19 protein-coding genes and 1 pseudogene are annotated in these 21,176 nt (G+C 35.7%); 1 reads left to right on the top strand and 19 read right to left on the bottom strand.

The features are described from left to right. Window positions 1–6: 6 nt before the first annotated feature. The 10 genes and pseudogenes from nrdE to NSQ59_RS11915 form a co-directional block, all read right to left on the bottom strand. Window positions 7–2,193: a class 1b ribonucleoside-diphosphate reductase subunit alpha gene (nrdE, locus tag NSQ59_RS11960; RefSeq protein ID WP_055739550.1), complete on the bottom strand. Its 2,187-nt coding sequence runs from the start codon at window positions 2,191–2,193 to the stop codon at window positions 7–9. Further along, window positions 2,171–2,551 (bottom strand): class Ib ribonucleoside-diphosphate reductase assembly flavoprotein NrdI, encoded by a 381-nt coding sequence (nrdI, locus tag NSQ59_RS11955; RefSeq protein ID WP_055739549.1) that lies wholly within the window; start codon window positions 2,549–2,551, stop codon window positions 2,171–2,173. The genes nrdE and nrdI overlap by 23 nt, the downstream gene beginning before the upstream one ends. Continuing rightward, window positions 2,545–2,784, bottom strand: coding sequence for a glutaredoxin domain-containing protein (locus tag NSQ59_RS11950; protein WP_055739548.1), 240 nt, complete (start codon window positions 2,782–2,784; stop codon window positions 2,545–2,547). Before NSQ59_RS11950 ends, nrdI begins: the two co-directional genes overlap by 7 nt. A gap of 645 nt (window positions 2,785–3,429) precedes the next feature. Then, window positions 3,430–4,914 carry an amino acid permease gene (locus tag NSQ59_RS11945; RefSeq protein ID WP_445669206.1) on the bottom strand — a complete coding sequence of 495 codons (1,485 nt, stop codon included), beginning with the start codon at window positions 4,912–4,914 and terminating at the stop codon, window positions 3,430–3,432. 136 nt (window positions 4,915–5,050) lie between these two features. After that, window positions 5,051–6,565: a histidine ammonia-lyase gene (gene hutH / locus NSQ59_RS11940; RefSeq protein WP_340831385.1), complete on the bottom strand. Its 1,515-nt coding sequence runs from the start codon at window positions 6,563–6,565 to the stop codon at window positions 5,051–5,053. 556 nt (window positions 6,566–7,121) lie between these two features. After that, the gene (locus NSQ59_RS11935; protein ID WP_340831383.1) at window positions 7,122–8,357 is read right to left on the bottom strand and encodes an amidohydrolase; all 1,236 of its coding nucleotides are present in this window, start codon (window positions 8,355–8,357) and stop codon (window positions 7,122–7,124) included. A 24-nt stretch (window positions 8,358–8,381) separates the two neighbouring features. Next, on the bottom strand, window positions 8,382–9,608 hold the full coding sequence (locus NSQ59_RS11930) for an amidohydrolase family protein (RefSeq protein ID WP_055739545.1): 1,227 nt from the start codon (window positions 9,606–9,608) through the stop codon (window positions 8,382–8,384). 85 nt (window positions 9,609–9,693) lie between these two features. Beyond that, a complete protein-coding gene (locus NSQ59_RS11925; protein ID WP_244885866.1) occupies window positions 9,694–10,170 on the bottom strand; it encodes a nucleoside deaminase in 477 nt (158 codons plus the stop codon). Window positions 10,171–10,325: 155 nt separating this feature from the next. After that, window positions 10,326–10,607 carry a nucleoside deaminase gene (locus tag NSQ59_RS11920; protein ID WP_321198673.1) on the bottom strand — a complete coding sequence of 94 codons (282 nt, stop codon included), beginning with the start codon at window positions 10,605–10,607 and terminating at the stop codon, window positions 10,326–10,328. Window positions 10,608–10,658: 51 nt separating this feature from the next. After that, window positions 10,659–10,973: pseudogene (locus tag NSQ59_RS11915) on the bottom strand (ankyrin repeat domain-containing protein); the annotation flags it as partial. Between the two features lie 283 nt (window positions 10,974–11,256). Here NSQ59_RS11915 and NSQ59_RS11910 point away from each other — a divergent pair. Continuing rightward, entirely contained in the window at window positions 11,257–12,138 is an 882-nt protein-coding gene (locus NSQ59_RS11910; protein ID WP_340831379.1) for a LysR family transcriptional regulator, read from the top strand. 353 nt (window positions 12,139–12,491) lie between these two features. On the opposite strand, the gene cydS is transcribed toward NSQ59_RS11910, so the two are convergent. From cydS to NSQ59_RS11870, 9 genes are all read right to left on the bottom strand, one after another. Then, window positions 12,492–12,599 (bottom strand): cytochrome bd oxidase small subunit CydS, encoded by a 108-nt coding sequence (gene cydS, locus NSQ59_RS27915; RefSeq protein ID WP_437177101.1) that lies wholly within the window; start codon window positions 12,597–12,599, stop codon window positions 12,492–12,494. A gap of 12 nt (window positions 12,600–12,611) precedes the next feature. Continuing rightward, window positions 12,612–13,637, bottom strand: a complete 1,026-nt coding sequence (locus NSQ59_RS11905; RefSeq protein WP_055739542.1) for a cytochrome d ubiquinol oxidase subunit II — start codon at window positions 13,635–13,637, stop codon at window positions 12,612–12,614. A gap of 5 nt (window positions 13,638–13,642) precedes the next feature. Then, window positions 13,643–14,977 carry a cytochrome ubiquinol oxidase subunit I gene (locus tag NSQ59_RS11900; protein WP_055739541.1) on the bottom strand — a complete coding sequence of 445 codons (1,335 nt, stop codon included), beginning with the start codon at window positions 14,975–14,977 and terminating at the stop codon, window positions 13,643–13,645. A 448-nt stretch (window positions 14,978–15,425) separates the two neighbouring features. Next, window positions 15,426–16,073, bottom strand: coding sequence for an FMN-dependent NADH-azoreductase (locus NSQ59_RS11895; RefSeq protein WP_340831376.1), 648 nt, complete (start codon window positions 16,071–16,073; stop codon window positions 15,426–15,428). A gap of 333 nt (window positions 16,074–16,406) precedes the next feature. Then, entirely contained in the window at window positions 16,407–17,393 is a 987-nt protein-coding gene (locus tag NSQ59_RS11890) for an SPFH domain-containing protein (RefSeq protein ID WP_340831374.1), read from the bottom strand. A gap of 42 nt (window positions 17,394–17,435) precedes the next feature. Beyond that, entirely contained in the window at window positions 17,436–18,230 is a 795-nt protein-coding gene (locus tag NSQ59_RS11885) for a TPM domain-containing protein (RefSeq protein WP_340831372.1), read from the bottom strand. After that, window positions 18,227–19,255 (bottom strand): TFIIB-type zinc ribbon-containing protein, encoded by a 1,029-nt coding sequence (locus NSQ59_RS11880; protein ID WP_340831370.1) that lies wholly within the window; start codon window positions 19,253–19,255, stop codon window positions 18,227–18,229. Before NSQ59_RS11880 ends, NSQ59_RS11885 begins: the two co-directional genes overlap by 4 nt. Before the next feature lie 94 nt (window positions 19,256–19,349). Next, entirely contained in the window at window positions 19,350–20,030 is a 681-nt protein-coding gene (locus tag NSQ59_RS11875; protein WP_340831368.1) for a PspA/IM30 family protein, read from the bottom strand. Window positions 20,031–20,379: 349 nt separating this feature from the next. Then, window positions 20,380–21,138, bottom strand: a complete 759-nt coding sequence (locus NSQ59_RS11870; protein WP_340833156.1) for a metallophosphoesterase family protein — start codon at window positions 21,136–21,138, stop codon at window positions 20,380–20,382. Between the last annotated feature and the right edge of the window lie 38 nt (window positions 21,139–21,176).

Below are 21,176 nucleotides of genomic sequence, written 5' to 3'. Positions count from 1 at the left end.
TCCTCCTCAAATACTACAGGATTCACAGTAGTTAGCTCCGACTTCATTTCCGTCATCTGTGAATGTTCTAATGTAATATACAGACTTAACCCCTTTTTTCCACGCATAGTTTCTTAAAATATTTAAATCACGAGTTGTTTTCTTTGTAGGAAATTCACTATTTTCTTTCCATTCATAAATCCCGCTTGGCAATTCTGATCTCATAAATAATGTCATACTTAACCCTTGATCCACATGTTTTTGAGCTGTTGCATATGTGTCAATAATTTTTCGTTGGTCAATATCATATGCAGATTCATAATAAGAGATTGTTTCATCTGATAAATATGGTGCCGGATAATAAACTTTTCCGCGTTTCCCTTCTGTACGTTCCTCGATACGTTGCGTAATTGGGTGGATTGAAGCTGTGGCTTCATTAACATATGAGATCGATCCGGTAGGTGCTGTAGCAAGTCTGTACGCGTTATATAATCCGTGTTTCATTACGGATTCTTTCAATCGAATCCAGTCCTCGTGATGCGGGATAAAAATTCCATTAAATAATTCTTTTACTTTATCAAATTTAAATGCAAAATCAGGTTCATTCAAGTACATATCGAAGTATTCACCTGTCGCATATTTGGATTTCTCAAAATCATAAAAAGTCTTGCCTGTTTCCATTGCAATATTATTACTTTCAACCAAAGTCCAATAGTTTAATAGCATAAAATAGATATCCGTAAATTCCAATGCCTCAGGTGATCCGTAATGAATTTTATTTTTTGCAAGGAAACCATGTAAATTCATTGCACCTAGACCAACAGAATGGTACATATCATTCCCATTTCTAACGGAAGGAACAACATCAATCTGAGAATTATTTGTAACAAACGTTAAGGCACGCAGCATTGTTCTTACCGATTTTCCAAAGTCAGGAGAAGCCATTAAGTTCGTGACATTTGTAGAACCTAAATTACAGCTTACGTCATTTCCTAAAAATTCGTAAGTTTGATCATTGTTTATTACTGAATCTCTTTGTACTTGAAATATCTCTGTACAAAGATTAGACATAATGATTTTACCATCAATTGGGTTGCTGCGGTTCGCAGTATCAATGTTAATAATATAAGGATAGCCGCTTTCATTCTGAAGATTACTAATCTCCGTCTCTAAATCCCTGGCTTTAATTTTTGATTTTCGTATATTAGGATTTTCAACCATGTTTTCATATTCTTTCGTGATGTCAATAAAAGAAAATGGTTTACCATACGTTTTTTCTACATCATGTGGAGAAAATAAGTACATATAGTCATTCTTTTTAACTAACTCATAGAATTTATCTGGTACAACTAAGCCAAGCGACAGTGTTTTAATACGGACTTTTTCATCAGCATTTTCTTTTCGAACCGATAAGAAATCGACTACGTCTGGATGAAAAATATTGAGATAAACTACTCCTGCTCCATCCCTTGCCCCGCCTTGATTTGCATACGAGAATGCATCTTCAAATAGCTTCATAACAGGCACTACACCATCGGCAAGTCCGTAAACACCTTTGATAGGATCGTTGTTCGCGCGAATGTTGCTTAAGCTAATTCCGACTCCCCCACCAAGCTTCGAAAGCTGTAGTGCTGAATTTATACTCCTGCCAATGGAGTTCATATCATCTGATACTGTTAACAGGAAGCAAGAAACCATTTCACCTGCACGTTTTTTCCCAATATTCAAGAATGTAGGTGTAGCTGGCTGATAGCGCTGATTAATTAATTCGTCTGCTAGGTCTAAAGCCAATTGTTCATTCCCATCGGCTAAGGCAAGTGCATTAAAAGCTAATCTATCTTCATATCTTTCTAAAAATCTATTACCGTCATCTGTTTTCATTGCATATTGGGAATAGAACTTATAGGCGCCCATAAATGTGCGAAAACGAAATTTCTTGCTATAGATTTCTTTGAATAATTTTTTAACGAATTTCCGATCATATTTATTTAAAAAATCTTCTTTTATATAATCATTCTCAATTAAATAATCCAGCTTTTCATCTAAAGTATGAAAAAACACCGTATTAGGGTTAACATATTCTAAGAAGTATGCCTTTACCGCTTCTTTATCTTTTCCAAGCTGAATTTTTCCGTCTTTTGGTAAATTCAAAAGGTTGTTAAGTGTAAAATAAGTATCCTCTTTTACTTTCTTACTTAGTGCAGGTGATTCCAAATTTCTTCACTTCCTTTTTAAATTTCAATACATCACTTTCTGTGCCGCTAGCTTCAAATGTAAATAGTAATGGTTTGTTATATTTCATTGATAAATCTTTTGCATTAAAGCAAAACTTATCATTATAATTCAAGCTACCACTGCCAACAAAACCAATTAAATGATTCATATTGTTTTTATAATCTATAAAAATACTAATAATTTCAGTAATATCATCATCATATGTTGGGACAATCACTACGAAGTCTTCAGTAACCTCTATAAGAGGATTCGTATAGTTAATTTCCAAAGAATCCATATCAATCCTCTTAATAAAGTTTCTAACGTTACCGGTTAATGAAAGATATACTATTAACATTTAACCGCTATTGCTTTTAATTTTTCTGGTTGGAATCCTGTAAATGGTTCTTGTCCCTCCACCAATACGACTGGCATTTGACGTAATTCAAGTGTATTTACAACATAATCAAACGCTTCTTGATCTTCTTCTACATTAAATACGTCATACTCAATTCCTTCGCCATTTAAAACGACTTTAGTCATTTCACATTGTGGACATCCATTTTTTGTATAAACTGTTACCTTCGACATTTTAAATACCACCATTCTACAAATTTCTTCTATCAACAGATTATAACAATTAGTTGTAATAATTTCATCCTTTTAATCTACAATTATTTCAACCATAAAAGGAAATATATTAATTAGATTCATTTATTTTATTGTTATTCTTTCTATATGTATTTGCTAATAAGCCCTACATTATTGCCTTATTAAATTTTTTTAAAAACAGTAATCAAATAAAAATACAAATTAAAAAATAGGAACAAACATCCAAATGCATGAATTTAAAAATGTGGAAAAATACGCATTCATGCTTTTTCGAAAAAAAAGAACCTGTCATTATCATAAAAAAATCACAAGAAAAATAAGAAGAAAAAAATGAATAATTCATTTTTTTCATAAATACTCTACAAAAATAAACAATATGGCAAATAGGCGTTCATATAATTTGATTATGAAGGATTTTATAAAAGTGTAGGGAATTCTGCTTTAATCTGATGAAGAGGCACCACAAAACTTTATAAAATTCCTCCAACTAAAATGCTCATAATAGTTGGGGCAGACCTAAAAGTCAACTATCAATTTCTTTTTAGTCTGCCCCTTTTGACGATATGTCAATATTATTTAAATGTTTAAAAAAACTAATCTTTAGTTAAAGTAGCAACCGCTAAATTATTCCCGGCTAAAATCAGCGTCCTTTAATGGGACGATTTTAGACTTCATTATTACTTTATAACCTATATATCCAGCCAAGAATAAGGGAAGCCCAATATAGGAAACTAATATTCCATACCAGTCAATTTTTGAGCCAAGGAAAGCACTGTAATTGGTACCCAGAGTAGCAATCAAGCACATCACTGTTGCCAAGATTGGACCAAAAGGAAACCATTTTGCTACATATGGCAGATCCTTCATATTTTTCCCTTGTATCTTATAAGCTTTTCTGAATCGTAAATGCGTAATAGAAATACTTAACCACGAAATATAGCCTGCTAAACCGGCTGCATTCAATAACCAATTATAAACGGTTCCATCACCAAAAAGTGAAGTAAGGAAGCAGAGCATACCAATTACAGTAGTTGCCAGGATAGCATTATAAGGAACGCCGCTTTTATTAACTTTTTTCAAGAAAGCAGGTGCTTTTCTTTCTTCAGCCAGTGTCCATAGGACACGGGAGCCAACATATAATGAGGAATTTCCAGCAGATAAAACGGACGTTAAAATAACTGAATTCATTGCAGCAGCAGCAAAGGCTAATCCAGCATGTTTAAATACAAGCGTGAATGGGCTGATAGCAATATTGGTAATGTCTGAGCTTAACAGGTTCGGGTCTTTATAGCTAATTAAACAACCAATAATAAAAATCGCTAACACATAGAATAAAAGTATCCGCCAAAAGACTTGTCGAATAGCTCTTGGCATATCTTTACTTGGGTTCTCACTTTCACCGGCAGCAACCCCAACCATTTCCGTTCCTTGGAAAGCAAAACCTACCACCATGAAAACACTAAAGATAGACAGAATACCGCCTTTGAAAGGTGCTTCACCTTCCGTCAAGTTGGAAAATCCTCCTGCATGACCACTCATAATGCCGAATATCATTAATAAACCAATAACGATGAATATGATAATAGTTGCCACTTTGATAATCGAGAACCAAAATTCTGCTTCACCATACCCTTTTACTGATAAAATATTCAGCAAAAAAATAATGACAAGAAAGCTTGCACTCCAAATAATTCCCGGTACATGAGGAAACCAATATTTCATAATGAGTGAGGAGGCAGATAATTCAAGTGCTAGGATAATCGCATTGTTATACCAATAGTTCCAACCGACAGCAAACCCAAAGGCTGGGTCGACAAACCGGGATGAATAGGTACTAAATGAACCGGAAATTGGGATAAAAGCTGCCATTTCAGCAAGGCTCGCCATCAAGAAATAAACCATGATACCTGCGATAACATAAGCTGCGATTGCCCCACCTGGACCGGCGTCGTGAATAGTCGTACCACTGGCTAAAAAAAGACCAGTACCAATCGTTCCACCGATAGCAATCATTGAAAGGTGCCTTGTTTTTAATTTTCTTTCCAAGTGTTCATGTTGTTCGCCTTGTCTTGTTTCATGAATTTGTTTTTTTAATTCCGTATTTTGCATAAAACACCTCTATCTTTAGTCTTTTATCAATAGCTGCTTTACTAATCCTTAAAAATGTAAGTGCTTTCAGTTGTCTATTTACTAAATACTTGGAATTCCGGTATAGCCAATCCCATTTACCTTTACTGTGTAATATTTATTTTAAAATATCTAATTGCCTAAGGAATTGCAGTTTCATTTTTTTAAGGCCATCAGCTGCTTTTTCAATATCTTTTGAGAATATTCGATCCTTAGTAATGGAAGGAACCATTTCTCTACCTTTATCATAGAGAAGCCTTGTTTTGCTTGCCATTTTTTCAACTCCACGGTATTCAACCGCTTGCATTGCACAAATTAGCTCAATGGCCAGTACTCTCCTTGTATTCTGAATAATTTGATATGCATGCCTTGAAGCGATTGTTCCCATGCTTACATGGTCTTCTTGATTAGCGGAAGATGGGATTGAATCAACGCTTGCTGGATGTGCCAGTGTTTTATTTTCAGATACGAGTGATGCAGCAACATATTGCATTATCATAGCTCCTGATTGTAAACCTTGCTCAGGACTCAAAAATGGCGGTAAATCATTTAATTGGGGATTGATTAATCGCTCAATCCGTCTTTCAGATATATTTGCCATTTCTGCAACTGCAATTTTCATAAAATCCATCGCAAAAGCGATTGGCTGACCATGGAAGTTCCCACCAGAAATAACCGTATCACCATCATCAAAAATTAGTGGATTATCAGTTGCTGCATTCATCTCGATTTCTAATTTTTCTTTCACATAATCAAGGGCTTGCCAAGTAGCACCATGAACTTGTGGGATACAGCGGAGAGAATAAGCATCCTGTACTCTCAATTCCCCCTGGATTGTCGTCAATAAACTATCACTTAAATATTCTCGGATACGAGCTGCTGTTTCTATTTGCTGTTTATACCCTCTAGCGATATGTACCTCTTCAGTAAAGGCATCCATAATTCCATTTAATCCTTCAATGGTCATAGAGGAGATTAACTCACTTTGGAATGCAAGTTGTTCCGCCTCTAGATAGCCGACTACTCCCATCGCTGTCATTGCTTGGGTACCGTTAATAAGAGCAAGTCCTTCTTTTGCTTCAAGTGTTACAGGAAAAATTCCTTCTTGTTGAAATGCTTCAAGTGAATCTATTCGATATCCTTTATAAAATACTTCTCCTTCACCGATTAGCACTAAAGCTAAATGTGAAAGCGGTGCCAAATCCCCACTTGCCCCAAGGGAGCCTTGCTGCGGAATGACAGGAATGATATTCTTGTTAACCAAATCTATTAATCTTTCGATAACAAGAGGCCTAATTCCGGAATAGCCTTTTAAAAGTGCATTGGCTCGGAGAAGTACCATTGCTTTTGCGACAATCTCCGGAAATGGTTCACCTACTCCACATGCGTGTGAACGAATTAGATTAAGCTGAAGATCCTGGACATTTTCTTTATCAATAAGAACATCACTAAATTTTCCAAATCCTGTGGTAATCCCATAGACTACTCTAGATTCTGAAACAATTTTTTCTACTGCTTCCCGACTTTTTGCGGCAGCCTTCATACTTGATAGAGATGCACTGACTTTCTGATTTTCGTATAAAACTTCTTTCATTTGTTCCAGTGTTAAATTTTGCCCTGTTAAAGTAATCATTTTATTCTCTCCTCTATCACTTTAGTAAAATAAAGAAAGAGGCTGGATTCCGATTCCCTTTTAGAATTGAAGTCCAACCTCTTTTATAAGCATACTTTTATTTTGATATATTATTTTACGCAGCCACATTCTCATCAGTATTCCAACCCTTCTAATAATTCCTAATATTATTTCTATAAAATTATTCTATTTTGTTTAATACATTTCTGTCAATATATTTTTCTGAATTTTACTACAATATTGTTTTAGCACAATAGCAAGTGAAAGTATCTAAAACTGTTTAACGTGATAATACAAATATTCACAATTACTATTGTGCAACATTCTTATAAGAGTTACTCCGAAGATACTTTGCAATCAGCAAACTGCACGATTGAATTAAAAGATGGAAAAGTGTCACGAAACCGCTTATAACGCTGCCTTTTTTCTTTTACAATTTTAAAAAAAATAAAACACCCCTAAAAAAAGGGGATTTAAGTGGCATATAATCCTCAATGAAGGAAAATATGTACTAAAATTTTTGTTTGTATCTTTTGCTTTTAAGATAACTTCTTCACTATTCTTTACTGGTTTCAAGTGAACCTGATACGATTTCTCCTTTGAACATCGTCGCTATTCGTTTTGATCTCCGAGCTATAGTTTCTGCTGAACACGAAGCATCCACAACAACAATACTCGCTTCATCTCCAACTTTCGGCCAAATTTGTTTTCCTTCAGAATTTAGCGGGGTTTTGCCTCCGGTAATAAAGTATAATGTTTGTGCTAGTGCCTTTTCATTACTCCATCCGGAAATTTCCGCTAAACGACTTACTCTTTCTAAAATATCTCCATTTCCAAACGGTGACCAAACATCAAAGATATTATCACATCCGACTGCTACGGAAACACCTTTTCTGTGTAATAAGCCAACAGGCGGAAACTTTCTTCCGAGAGGTACACTGGTAATAATGGTAATCCCTGCATCCGCCAATATTTCTGCCATCGCTTCTGCCTGTACTTCAGAAATGTCGCCAAGACCAAACGCATGACTAATAGCAACCTTTCCTTGGAGACCCGCTTCTTTAGCTAATTTAGCCAAGCGTTTCATGGTGAAGATTCCTAAATGATCTGCATCATGCAAATGCAAGTCAATTCCCACATTTCCTTCCACCGCGAGCTCGACCATTTCTTGTAAGGAAGCTTCAATATCACCATCTACCGTTGCGGGATCGACACCTCCTACAAAATTCGCACCTTGGCGAATGGCTTCTCGCACTAAATCTTTGGCCTTCGAAAGTAATAAACCGTGTTGCGGGAATGCAACAATTTCATAGGATAACTTTCCTTCAAATGTTTGCAACGCTTTTTGAACTTCTTCTAAATTTTTCAATCCAACTTCAGGGTATAAGTCTACATGTGTACGTACATGAGTAACCCCGGACTTCAAATATATATCTAGTAATTTTTCTGCCCGTTCCTGTGTAGTTGTTTCTAAAGTTGGTAAAACCGTTTTTTCTATTTCAAATCGGCCAAAAATATTTTTTACAGGTGTTACAGCACGCCATCGGTCTCCAAGCAATGTTTTATCCAAATGACAATGCTTTTCAACAAATGATGGAAGAATCAAAAATTGTTTCACATCTTTTTTTGGTAAATCATCTGTAATTGTTTCGTCAGCAGAAATAATCTTCGCAATTATCCCATCTTTTATTAATAAATGGGAAATTTCAGTCTTTGTTCCTGTTATGATGCCATTATTGAATTGATAGCCAGTCTCTAATCTTGCGTTTGTTAACCAATAATTAGAACTCATTATTATCTATCCTTTCTTCTTCTATTATTTAAGTACTCCAGAAACAACATTTCCATTATAGAAAACAGCTTTTCTTTCTGCTCTTCTTGCAATAGCCTCACTAGAGCAGCTTGCATCTACAAGAACAAGATCCGCTTTATCCCCTTTATTTGGCCAAATTCGTTCTCCTTCTTTATTTAGTGGTGTTATGCCTCCCGTAATATACCCTAGGGTTTGTCCTAGCGAACGTTCATCGCTTAAACCAAAACGCTCCGCTAATGTACCTGCTTTTTCCAAACTGTCTCCTTTACCGAAAGGTGACCAATGATCTGTAATACTATCATCCCCTAAAGAAATATTTACTCCTTTTTCATGTAAAAGAGGAATTGGTATCGTTCTTCCAATAGGAACAGATGATGTGATCGATATACCATTATGTGCTAATAACTCCGCAACTTCACTAACTTCTTTTGGAGAGATATCAGCAAATGCTAATGCATGGCTTATTGTTACTCTTCCTTGCCATCTTGCCTCTTCGGTTAGAGCTGCCAATCGCTTAAACGTAAAAATACCCAGATGTCCTGGATCATGGATATGAAGGTCGATATTGGCATCTGCCTCGACAGCCAGTTCCATTACCATTTGCAGTGATTTTTCTATATTTTCATCAACGGATGCAGGGTCAACACCACCAACTAATGAAGCTCCCATACGCAATGCTTCCCTAACGTAAGTGAATGAATTGCTTCGTAATAAACCATGCTGTGGAAATGCAACGATTTCGACAGAACATTTGTCTTTATAATCTTCCACTGCTCGTAAAACTGCTTCTAAATTTTTCAACTCAATGAAAGGATCAACATTGCAATGAGTTCGGATATGTGTGGTACCTGCACTCATCACCAAGTCTAGCAGTTTTTTCGCCCTTTCTTCTGCAACCGGTAATAGACTTGGAAGTAGTTCTTCCTCCTCCTGCAGCCTCGTAAGAATCCCTTTAGTAGGAATTGTTGGTGCTTTCCATGGCCCTCCATAATACGTTTTATCGATATGGATGTGCATATCTCTAAATGATGGAAGCAGCAAATAATTATTCGCATCTAGTCTAGGTAAATTGGTTTCTATCGGTTTATCCGCAGAGACTATTTCTATTATTTTTCCATCTTCAATTCTTAAATGAAATGCTTCTGTTTTTGTTCCTACAATCGTTCCATTTTCAGAGTGATAACCTGTTTCTAACCTGACATTCGTTAACCAGTATATTTTATCTGTCATTTTTTACCCACCCCATAATACTCGTTTGAGTATTTTTTCAAAGTATTGCATAGTATTCAAACTGACTTAATTTCTAAATAACCGCTTATTTTTTATTTAATTCGCTCCATCGTAGGTAAACTTTTATACTATCTTCATCTTTTATTTGGACCATAGGCAATCTGCGTTTTTCAATTGGTTTCTTGTATTCATCATAAAATGTTTCTAATTCAAAATACTTGCGATCGTCTTTGTAGTAAGGAGCATAATCCTCACGTGTTGTAATATAAATGACTTTTTTCGGACTGCAATAATAGAGGGATCCTAAACACATTGGACATGGGCTGGCAAGTATATAAATTTCACAATCTGTTAGATGTTCAGTTTGTAATGTTTTACAAGCTTCTCTAATTGCAAGAATTTCAGCATGTGCTGTGGGATCATGTGTTTGTGCAACTAAATTTGGACTTTCAGCTATAATTTCTCCATCCCGTACAATGACAGTAGCAAAAGGACGTCCCCCTTCTTCTACATTTTTAAGTGCTAATTCTATGGTGCGTTTTACAAAATCCAAAAAAATCACCTCAAATTAATGTTTAATTACGGTTAAAAACTTTTGAAAGATATCTAAACTTCAAGTTGAACCATCTGAATCGCTCGTTTTTCATGTGGTAAAGAAAGCTGATTAAATAAATAGTCTTGGCTAGAATTGGCTGGAACTGGAAAACTATACTGTCCTTATTTTTGAATAGTAGCACTTAAACACATTGGACACGTTTCAGTGCTTGCATAGATCTCGCAATTCGAAAGATTAGTAGTGTTTAATTTCTGACAAGCTTGCCGAATTGCTTGAATTTCCGCATGGGTGGTCGGATCATTAGTTGCCAAAACTTCATTGACGCCTGTACCTACTATTTTACCTTCCTTAACAACTATAGCCCCGAATGGCGCACCATGGTTGTGGCGCTCATTTTCATCAGCCAACTGAATCGCTTTCTTCATAAATTCTTTTTGTTCCATTCAACTTACCCATCTTAACCAGGTGGTAAAATTAGACCCTTTGTGTCGTACTTACGCATCTTTTAATATCTTTTCTATTTTATGGTATCCGCTAGCTTGTGCATGTTCCAAAGGAGTCATTCCCTCACTATCACTAATATTGACATCAGCACCGTGTTCGACTAAAAGTTGTACAACTTTTTGATGCGTTTCTCCGCCATCACCTAGGATGATCGCTTCCAATAATGCTGTCCAATGTAAATTATTGATATGGTTGACATCAATATCTGAATTCGTGAGGAGTTCCCTAACCACTTCAACGTGTCCACGCTCTGAAGCTGGTATAAGCGCTGTTCCCCCAAACCGGTTGGTAAGTTTTGTATCAGCACTTATTTTATCTGCTGGCAAGTTTAACGATTCAACAAAACAATAAATAAAACTATGAAGAAACGATTCAACAGTATAGCTCCTTTTCCAATCATTACAAATATGCTAACATAGGATTAATCATATGAAAAATATAAAAAAAATAAGTTTTACTTAAGTTTTTCATATAATAAAAAAAGCAAAAGCGCCTTGCTCATCGGCTAGTAGAAATACGTTGGATATAGATAAGGACATGACTGATAAAAAAGCTTATATATGATTTAAAAGAGGAGATGGTTTCCGTATGGACATAAGACAATTGAGATATTTTATCGCGATAGTTGAGGAAAGGAAAATTTCCGCTGCCGCTGAAAGGCTGCATATTTCTCAACCGCCATTAAGCCAGCATTTAAAAACAATGGAAGAAGAACTAGGTTCAAAATTAGTAGAGAGAAGCGGTAAATATTTTGAGGTGACAGAGGCTGGAAAAGCATTATATAAATACGCTTTGCGTGTAACACAATTAATGGAAGAGGCAAAAATGGAAGTTAAGGAAGTTGGAGATGGAGTCAACGGAAGACTAACAATAGGGATCAATACGTTTTCCTTTGTCGAATTACCTGAATTATTGAATGAATTTAAAAAACTATACCCAAGAGTTACCTACAAAATTCAACAAAATGAATCCGCCCATCTTTGCAAATTAGTGAGAGATCGAATTGTAGAACTTGCGATTATTCGAATGCCACTTGAGTTAGATAATCTTTCTGTTCTGCATCTTCATTCTGAACCGTTTTACTTTATTACATCTAAAAAACAGAAACATTTAAACGATGAAATCTCCCTTGATGATATACAAAAATATCCACTTATTTTACCTAGCACCGAAGGATTAGGTGTACATTATTTGATTAAGGAGGCTTTTTCACGATTCCAACTACACCCAAACATTGTTGGTGAATGTTCCGACATCACTCTCTTAATGGATCTAATTACATCGGACTTTGGTGCATCTATTGTTCCAGAGACGATACTTAAACGTCATAAGGGATATCCTATACATGCCTATAAAATTTCTAGTGATGCACTGACTGCGTCTGTTGCATTGATTTGGCTGAAAAATCATTACTTGTCTAAAACCGCTCAAAACTTCGTCGAACTAATAAGAGAAGTAGCAATGAAGTAATTTTATAAATTAAAAATACTATACAAATAGAATTTTTTTATTTCAAAAAATTGTCTCTTATTCGGATTCCTTTACAAAAAACTAGCTTATTAAGCCCGTTATTATAAAATGTTGAATAAAGCTTTATTTGTCCATTCCCATGATAAATGATATAAAATCAACATTGATTATCGTTATCACTAGCCTTTATGCAAAAGCGGAGAAAAAGATGTACACTAATCTTCTTCCAATAATCTTGATGGATATCCTCTCTCTATGTACCCTAATATGACCATAAAAAGAAAAGCAGGGTTTGAAAACAAATTTTTCAAACCCTGCTATAATAAAAAAGGGAAATAAACCATTTTACATGACTACTCACTCTTGTTAACAGGTCCATCCTTTAAGGCTAAATAAAAGCCTAGTATAATGGAAACTGCCACGATAATGAACGGTGCATAAAACATCAGGAAATTCTCCATTTAAAGCTCCCCCTAAACATGGCCTTTTTCTTTTCCACGAACATAATCTTTATCAAATAAAAATAATCTAAACACTAAATAAAGTGATGGAATTAGTAGACAAAATCCTAATATAAAGGCAATCACTAGTGCGGTCGCCATTGCCTTGTTTGTAAAAGAATCATACAAAGTTAAATATGGATAGAGCAAATACGGATAGTGAGACACACCGTAAGCATAGAATGCGAATGCAAATTGACCTAGCAATAAAGCCAGTGCTATTCCATAATTTCGACGTATCCAAATAAATCTCACTGTAATAAGGAACATAATGGCTGAAATGACAAGCAAATACCATACATCTATCATTCGATCAAAATGTGCCGGATTATGCTTTCGCAGTTCAACCATTATACCAATAACAGAAATGGCTAATGGTCCTGCCCAAATTAACGCATATTTTCTAAGTAATTTTGTTGCACTTACATCTCCTGCTTTATTAGCATACCAAGTTAAGAAGACTGCAGATATAAATAGTACAGCTGATATTGCCAGGACAACGATACTCCAAGTGAAAGGACTTGTAAATAGAGCCCAGTAATCTAATACTGGCTGGCCTTTCTCAATTGAGATATAGCCACCTTCGGAAATCGTTAATACAACGGATAAAGCAGCAGGTATCAGTAAACCGGCAACACCATACATAAATGAATATCCTTTATGCCCCCGTGAACCATAAGATTCAAATGCATAATAGCTGCCCCGTATCGCCAGCAAAATAATCCCAATACTTACTGGTATAAGCAGAGTAGTTCCATAGTAAAAGGCTGTTTTCGGAAAGAAACCAACGATTCCCACAAAGAAGAATACTAAAAATACATTGGTTATCTCCCAAACTGGTGATAAATAGCGTTGAATAATATGTGTAAGAATATGTTGACGTCCTGTTAATAAACTATAGGCATTAAAAAATCCTGCACCAAAATCAATCGAAGCGATAATGACGTAGCCGAATAGGAACAGCCATAACACAGATATCCCAAGAATCTCCAAGTTCATGACATTCACCGCCCTTCTGCTTTCCGATCAGCAATTTCCTGCTCGATAGGGTTTTTAAGAAACATACGACGTAGTACAACCACACTGCCTATTCCAAGAATAAGATATAATATACAGAAAAGAATGAGCATTAAATTTACATGTTGACTTGTTGTCGCTGCATCCGCTACCTTCATATATTTATATAAAATCCAAGGCTGACGCCCAACTTCCGCAAGCCACCATCCAGCTTCAAGTGCAATGACCGTTAATGGCCCGCCTGCAACGATTAACCATTTGAACCACTTGGAGGAAATGAAGTTCCACCTTTTGTATTTACCAAATACATAAACAGCGGATAAAACAATCATAAACGTTCCGATAATGACCATCGTATCAAAAAGATAGTGAATATACAGTGGTGGTATTTCATCATTAGGGAATTCGTTTAACCCTGTCACCTTCGCAAATGGGTTATTATGAGCTAGAATACTTAAAGCATAAGGTACTTTTATGGCATATTTTACATTTTCACCGTCAGTTATTCCAAATAAAATGAGGCTAGCTCCTTTTGAAGATTCAAAATGCCATTCTGCAGCTGCTAATTTTTCCGGTTGGTATTTTACTAAATATTTTGCAGAAAAATCCCCTATCAATAAAGCTGCCAGGGAGAAAATCAAGCCTAGTTTCATAAATAAGAATAGTGATTTTTTATAGTACTGATGGGTGGATCCCTTTAAAATTCTAAATGCAGCAATGGCAGCTAAAATAAATGCAGATGTCATATATGCAGTAACAAGAACATGCCCAACTTTTGTAGGCATCGCCGGATTAAGCATTGCCAGTATAGGCTGAATATTAACTAATTGGCCATTTACAACATCAAAGCCTCTCGGAGCATTCATAAAAGCATTAACTATCGTAATAAAAACAGCTGACATAGATGCACCTATTGCCACAGGAATCAATAGCAGCAAATGCTTCTTCTGATTTTCAAAGCGATCCCAAGTGTATAAATAAATTCCTAAGAAAATTGCCTCAAAGAAAAATGCGAAGGTTTCCATGAAGAGTGGCAACGCTATCACATTTCCAGCTAATTGCATAAAGTTGGGCCATAACAATGACAATTGCAAACCGATGGCTGTTCCTGTTACAACTCCTACTGCAACGGTAATGACAAAACCTCTTGCCAATCGTCTTGCTAACAAAATATAATGTTCATCTTTTTTCTTTATTCCCACCCACTGTGAGATCATGATCATTAACGGAACCCCGACACCGATAGTAGCGTAGATGATGTGAAACGTTAATGTGACTTCCGTTAAGACACGACTGTAAAATACAGCATTTCCGCTGTCCATCTATAAATCCTCCTTAGCCTGCGAATATTCGTCCAATCAGCGACAAGAGCATAATCCCAGCTGCAATAAAGCTTACCCATATTAATTTCTTCTCCTGTCTTTTATACATCAAATCATCTCCTTTCCTATATAATACCCTCATAAAATTTATTTCTAACGATAATTAATGACGTTTTAACAACGTATTTCTGAGAAATATGTGATAAAAGAATGATCAAAATGTGAAATCTTTCACTAGCTGATTAACACATAGTACTGATGCATTATACATAGTATAATTAGACATCATTTATGATATGCAAACGAGCTTATCTTATTATTATTTCACCTCTATATAAACATAAAACCTCCTCTAAATTTAGAGGAGGTTTCTTTTTTGAGTTTTATTCAACTGCTAATTACACTGTACGTCTTGAAAAGTGGTGGTTCTCAGTTTGGATGATAAAATCTACACTAAAACAACTTGATTCACTAATTTAGTAGCTACTTCGGTTACACGACGTAATCCTTCGTCGATGATCTGTTCTGCTTTATCACGCATTGCATTATGACCTTCAATAATGACTTCGTCGATTATTTCCATACCAAAAACACCGCCAAATACATTACGCATATAATTAACAGACATTTCCATCTGTGAAGTTTCAGGTGTTGAATAAAAGCCACCGCGTGCGTTTAAGAAAATTGCTTTTTTATCTGTCATTAATTGAATCATTTTTCCATTCGCATCATATTTAAAAGCAAATCCAGCAGCATAGACATAATCAATAAAAGTTTGTAATTTAGCTGGGATCGTTAAATTCCAAAGTGGAAACGCAAATACTACAACATCTGCAGCAGTTAAAGCGTCCATCGCTTTTTGTTTAGCATTTAAGAGGCGTTGCTCAAGATCTGTTAATTTTTCGCCATTATGCACTTTCCCAAATGCATTAAAGAGTTCTTGACCAAAATACGGTGTATCTTCTGCAAATACGTCATATACAGAAACGTTTAGATTTTTCGCATCTTTGATTGTCTCCATAAAAGTTTCATACATTTTACTGGAAACCCCTGCTTCAGCAGGACGGTTGTTTGCTTTTACTACTAATACATTCATCTATAATTTCCCCCGACTGTAATATTTACAAAATTGTAACGGCAATAGATTAGGCTTTTCTTCCCCCTTTTCCTTACCGAATAATTACTATATCACAATAGCTTGTAATTGTCTGATATCCTGCTTGTAAATCGTGAACATCAATAATAAGTCATCATAGCTCCTTTTCTCCCGTAAAAAAATGCTAATAAAAGGATGCCTCGCAACGCTGGGCATAAGTTGGATATTTAAAATTCGCTCGTTGTGAAAAAAGAAAAAAGAGAGCATAGACGATTAGCCTTATACGCTCTCTGCAAGTTTAATGATTTGTTTAGATAGCTTTATACACCTTTATTAAGTGAGTTTCTGTCCGCAATTTGGACAAAAATTAGCTCCTTGTGTTTTCATACCGCAATTTGGACAAAAGTTTGGCTTTTGTTGAACTTCACCCTGCTGTTGTGATTGGACAGGAGAATGTTGTGATTCCGGATGCTGATTCTGATTCATTTTATTTAACATTTGATTAGCAATATTCATCCCCATCATCATTCCTGCCATATCGGAGGCTGTGCCCCCACCGCTCATTTTTCCGCTTGACATGCCATCTATCATAGATATTTCCTGATATTTATCAACATTTCCAACCATTCCATATGATGCGTTTTTGTTAATCATGTCCTGAATTTCTTTCGGATAGCTGAAGCTCATGATAGTAAACTCAGAAATTGTCATGCCATTTTCCATGATTTCCATGTCTAAATCTTCTTTAATTCCTTTGGAAATTTCAAATGAATTAGACTGAAGGTTAAACATATCCTTCCCTTCCCGTGAAATCCATTTCATTAATAACTGATCGAGGATGGACGTTATGCGGATTTTAACATCCTCCACTAGGTATTGGTCCTTCACTCCAGCAATTTTATCAATTAATGCAATATAATCATTCACTTTGAAATTAAAGGTTCCATTTGCTCTAATCGGCAGCCCCCCTGGAAGACCCGGTGCGGGGATATTAATAGCGTTTTTTGTTCCCCATTTTACATTAAACTCCTTTGTGTTCACAAACAGTACTTCCACCCGCATGCCGCTGTTGAATCCAAATTTAAATCCTTTTAAAGTTGATAAGAAGGGGATGATTTGCGATTCAATATCATACTCTCCTTCATCTTTAAATACCCCTTCGATTTTTCCGTTATTTAAAAAGATTGCATCTTGCCCAGGGCGAATGATCAATTTACTGCCTTTTTTAATTTCACGATTATGCCACTTATAAAAAATCATATCATCCCGAAACTCTTGCCATTCTACTACATTTGCAAATTGGTTTTTAAAAAAAGACATCTTCCCACTTCTCCTTCTATCTTTCTCAAAAAATTATTAACTTTAAAACTTTCCGCCGCTGCTTCCGCTATGGGTATACCCACCTCTCGTAATACCTCCACCGCCGCCGCTTTTATTATTATTGGAAGGCTTTCTTTGTTTGGTTACCGTTTGTCTAACGAACACATCACTCTCGCTAAGTACTTTTGATTTGTTACTATCAATATAAGTTCTGGCATTAACGGTTACTCTTCCGCCGGACCGATACGCCATAAGCGTTACAATAACGGCGCCTGCAGCTATCGCCACCACCAGCTGAAACCACCATTTAAATAAAATATTGTCGGGATTAACTCCCGGGTTATATCCCATGTAGTCATGTGATAGATGAATATAGGAAGAAAAAGCATCAAAATACTTTCCAGCCGATAAATTAGGGGTTATTTTATCTTGTATCAAATCCAATCGGTTATTATCTAGATATTTTTCCGCTTTTTGAAATCCAGCTAAATAGACATCTCTTTTTTCCATATCAATAAATAAGATAGCTGTATTCCCATGTGGTTTATCATAACCCGGTGCATGTTCATCATAGAAATCCCCTACATATTGAACATAACCTTTCCCATCCGTTCCGTTTACTGTAATAATCATAAAAGCAGTATTTCTATCTTTTCCCTGCTCACTAGCCAATGCTTCTAATTTCGCCACTTCTTTCTCCGTTAGCAGATTTGCACCATCATATACAAAGCGCTTCTGGTGTGAATACTCGGCACCTGCTTTCATTGCAAAAGGCATTAAGACAAAAAAAGTCATTAATAAAAATAAGAGGCCGCGTTTCATAAGCTTTGCACTCACCAAAAGCCACCACCCATCATTAAGGAAACACACTTCAAGGCTATGAAAACTCCAGTTGAAATTCCGCCAAACCACATCGCCACTTTGCTAGTACTGATAGGAGGTTTGCCGACTACTTTACCTGTCTGACCATTCATCGCGAATATATGCTCCGATCGATTAAAATCATAGCTAATCATCCAAACTGGGAGTAAAACATAGGAGCTTTTTACACTGCTCGTATTAATTCTCTTATTCTTAAAATGTACAGAATGATAGCCTGATAGGGTGGAATGAATATAGGATTCAATATATTCGCTTACTTTATCCTTTGCCCTTGGAAGAAGATCATCGTCTGTATAATTATATTTTTCTGCAATATACCCAACCAAATACGGCGTTTTAAAATCTTTTAATTGCTCGTAAGGATACGGCTCTAATTTATCCATTAGCTCGTCATTCATTTTTTCTGACGCATCTACAGGAATTTTTATATAATCCAGGTTGATGTCTCGGAACGCATCATAATATTTTGTTTCTGTATAAATGTAATCCCCTCTAGTGTATGTTCTTACTTTCGTACATTCGGCATTAACTTGTACCTTGCTATTTAAATCAAATAACCAAAAAGGAACATACATCCCGGTCATACTTTTGATTCGGTCTGCTGACATAAATCCTTTTGGCGTAAGCAACCCTTTTCTGCACCACTTCTTGAAGGCTTGCGTTGCTTCTTCCTTACTAATGGTAAAAGGTATTACTTTTGCTGGCGCAAGATTGCCTGATAGTCGGTCTGCAATGACGACACCCGCTCCGCAAAAGCTGCAGTTGGTTGCAGCTGTTTCTGCCTCCGTAATTAAAACAGCTCCACAATTTTCACAATGGTATTCGTTCGCCTCATCTTCAGTAAAAATGGCTGATTTCAATTCTTCCGGATAGTTTTCGATTGACTCCTGTTTTCCGCAAGCTTCACAAGATAAAGCTCCCGAATCAGAATCAAAATGCATATCATTGCCGCAGCTTGGGCATTTATATTGAAATATCATGCATGAATCCCCTCTTTATATATGAAAATGATAGAGTTTAAAACACTTAGGGGTTCTAAAGCCATAGCAATGTGCTATAGCTTTAGATATGAAACTATCCATTATTCTTTAATTTTTCCTTCAAGGCACTTAACTCATCCTCAACCGCAATGTTAGTGTTATCATACTTTGCTGTTAAGTCTTCAATATCATCCTTTGGACCCGTATTTAATTCTGCCATGGCATTTGCTTCATCTAATGCCCGGTTCACCTTTTCTTCCATTCTATCAAAGGCGGATATGGAGTTACCTGAACTGGAAGCAGATGCTCCTAGCTTGTTAATGCGTTCCTGTGTTTTCGCTACTGACCATTTTGCTTTAAGCATATTTCTTCGTGATTCTAATTCACCGATATCAGATACAAGCTTATCGTGCATTTGTTTCATTTGCAGCGCATTCGAGGATGCCAATTGGTATGCCGTTTGCAATTCGGATAGTTTTGCCGCTAAAGTAGCCTTTTTCTCAAGAAATTTCCGCGCATCTCCTTCATTGCCAGCTTCCAAAGCTTTCATTGCGTAACGTTCCATTTTCTCCATATCCGATTGACATTCGTTAAGTTCTCTCTTAGATCTTTGTTCTTCCGCCATCACCGATGCCGTTTCCGCCTTCACTTTTCCTAAATCCTTGTTTAAGTTTCTTAAATATTGATCAATCATTTTTTCAGGGTTTTCTGCTTTATCCAATAATGCATTAATATTGCTTGACATAATATCTTTAAATCTGGTAATAATGCTCATCTTTCTATTCCTCCTTTATTAATAAACCTGACTAAGTTCCAACCATCTTTATCGCCTCAAACTAAACGGTATCAATGCTAGTTTTTGCTATCATATACGATGTGGAAAAACTCAATATTACACTATACTGTTTTATAAGAAAAAAGTTTCATTAATTTTGAAGGCAAAAATACAATCCGCAAACTTTTTTACAAAAAATTTTTATAAGGAGCTCTACAACTTTCTAGAAATATTTTCATATGACCATTTTTTAAAGTACAAAGCTTGAATACAATTAAAAGTACTGATTAATGAGTTAATGAAAAAAACACGTGAAAATTTAATAAGGTAAATAAAAAAAGTATTACGATCAGTTTTCCTGATCGTAATACTCTCCTTCTTTTTTTACAAAATAATGTGTAAAATATCCATTCTTAATTTCTAAACAATTAAGTTGTTTACCATACACACATCCTCCATCAATTCCTATCTTCTTATTTCCATAAAATATATTTGAGTCGTTTTGCAAAATAAATGTTGGTGTATGACCATGAATGATTGTTTGGTCAAATGGATGATCGAAATGAAGAAAAGGATCTCTGATCCAAATAAATTCATGATTACTAGTATATTTCCAATCTTCATGATCAGGATTAATACCGGCATGAACAAAAATAAAGGAGTCCGTTTCATAATAAAAAGGCAAATTTTCAAGAAATTCAATCAGTTCTGGATTTGAATCTAAAATTGCTGTTGCCCAATTACGATATGTATTTTCATCTATTTCTTCTGCCAGTTCTTCTTCCACATTAAGAGATAAAAAAGATTGAATTGTCGCAAGACCACCATTTCGAAAATACCTTTCTAAAGTTTCAATAGGCTTTTTTATCCAATCACAAAACATTTGGTCATGATTTCCTCTTAAAGCAATGACATCGTTCGAGGCTACCAATTCTTTTACAAATTCAACAACTTCCTTACTGTTCCTCCCTCTACCTACATAATCACCTAAAAGTATTAATTGATCACTTTTAGGTTTGTAGTCAGCAAGCTTTAGCAGTTCTTGAAATTCGTTTAAACAACCATGTATGTCACTAATGACTAATATTCGATTATCTATTACACCCATCTCCACTTCTAATCGTGTACATCCTTATAGTATTTTAA

This window comes from Margalitia sp. FSL K6-0131, assembly GCF_038008735.1.
Lineage (GTDB): Bacteria > Bacillota > Bacilli > Bacillales > Bacillaceae_C > Margalitia > Margalitia shackletonii.
The sequence above is the reverse complement of the archived record's forward strand: the minus strand, read 5'-3'. Positions and strand labels throughout refer to the sequence as shown.

Bases quoted from the DNA above. Each gene is read 5' to 3' on its own strand.
- NSQ59_RS11950 (WP_055739548.1), bottom strand. From the start codon at position 2,784: ATGTCGAAGGTAACAGTTTATACAAAAAATGGATGTCCACAATGTGAA.
- NSQ59_RS11930 (WP_055739545.1), bottom strand. From the start codon at position 9,608: ATGACAGATAAAATATACTGGTTAACGAATGTCAGGTTAGAAACAGGT.
- NSQ59_RS11875 (WP_340831368.1), bottom strand. From the start codon at position 20,030: ATGAGCATTATTACCAGATTTAAAGATATTATGTCAAGCAATATTAAT.
- NSQ59_RS11895 (WP_340831376.1), bottom strand. From the start codon at position 16,073: ATGAATGTATTAGTAGTAAAAGCAAACAACCGTCCTGCTGAAGCAGGG.
- NSQ59_RS11910 (WP_340831379.1), top strand. From the start codon at position 11,257: ATGGACATAAGACAATTGAGATATTTTATCGCGATAGTTGAGGAAAGG.
- NSQ59_RS11935 (WP_340831383.1), bottom strand. From the start codon at position 8,357: ATGAGTTCTAATTATTGGTTAACAAACGCAAGATTAGAGACTGGCTAT.
- NSQ59_RS11900 (WP_055739541.1), bottom strand. From the start codon at position 14,977: ATGGACAGCGGAAATGCTGTATTTTACAGTCGTGTCTTAACGGAAGTC.
- NSQ59_RS11905 (WP_055739542.1), bottom strand. From the start codon at position 13,637: ATGAACTTGGAGATTCTTGGGATATCTGTGTTATGGCTGTTCCTATTC.
- hutH (WP_340831385.1), bottom strand. From the start codon at position 6,565: ATGATTACTTTAACAGGGCAAAATTTAACACTGGAACAAATGAAAGAA.
- cydS (WP_437177101.1), bottom strand. From the start codon at position 12,599: ATGGAGAATTTCCTGATGTTTTATGCACCGTTCATTATCGTGGCAGTT.
- NSQ59_RS11880 (WP_340831370.1), bottom strand. From the start codon at position 19,255: ATGATATTTCAATATAAATGCCCAAGCTGCGGCAATGATATGCATTTT.
- NSQ59_RS11945 (WP_445669206.1), bottom strand. From the start codon at position 4,914: ATGCAAAATACGGAATTAAAAAAACAAATTCATGAAACAAGACAAGGC.
- nrdI (WP_055739549.1), bottom strand. From the start codon at position 2,551: ATGTTAATAGTATATCTTTCATTAACCGGTAACGTTAGAAACTTTATT.
- NSQ59_RS11920 (WP_321198673.1), bottom strand. From the start codon at position 10,607: ATGGAACAAAAAGAATTTATGAAGAAAGCGATTCAGTTGGCTGATGAA.
- NSQ59_RS11870 (WP_340833156.1), bottom strand. From the start codon at position 21,138: ATGGGTGTAATAGATAATCGAATATTAGTCATTAGTGACATACATGGT.
- NSQ59_RS11890 (WP_340831374.1), bottom strand. From the start codon at position 17,393: ATGTCTTTTTTTAAAAACCAATTTGCAAATGTAGTAGAATGGCAAGAG.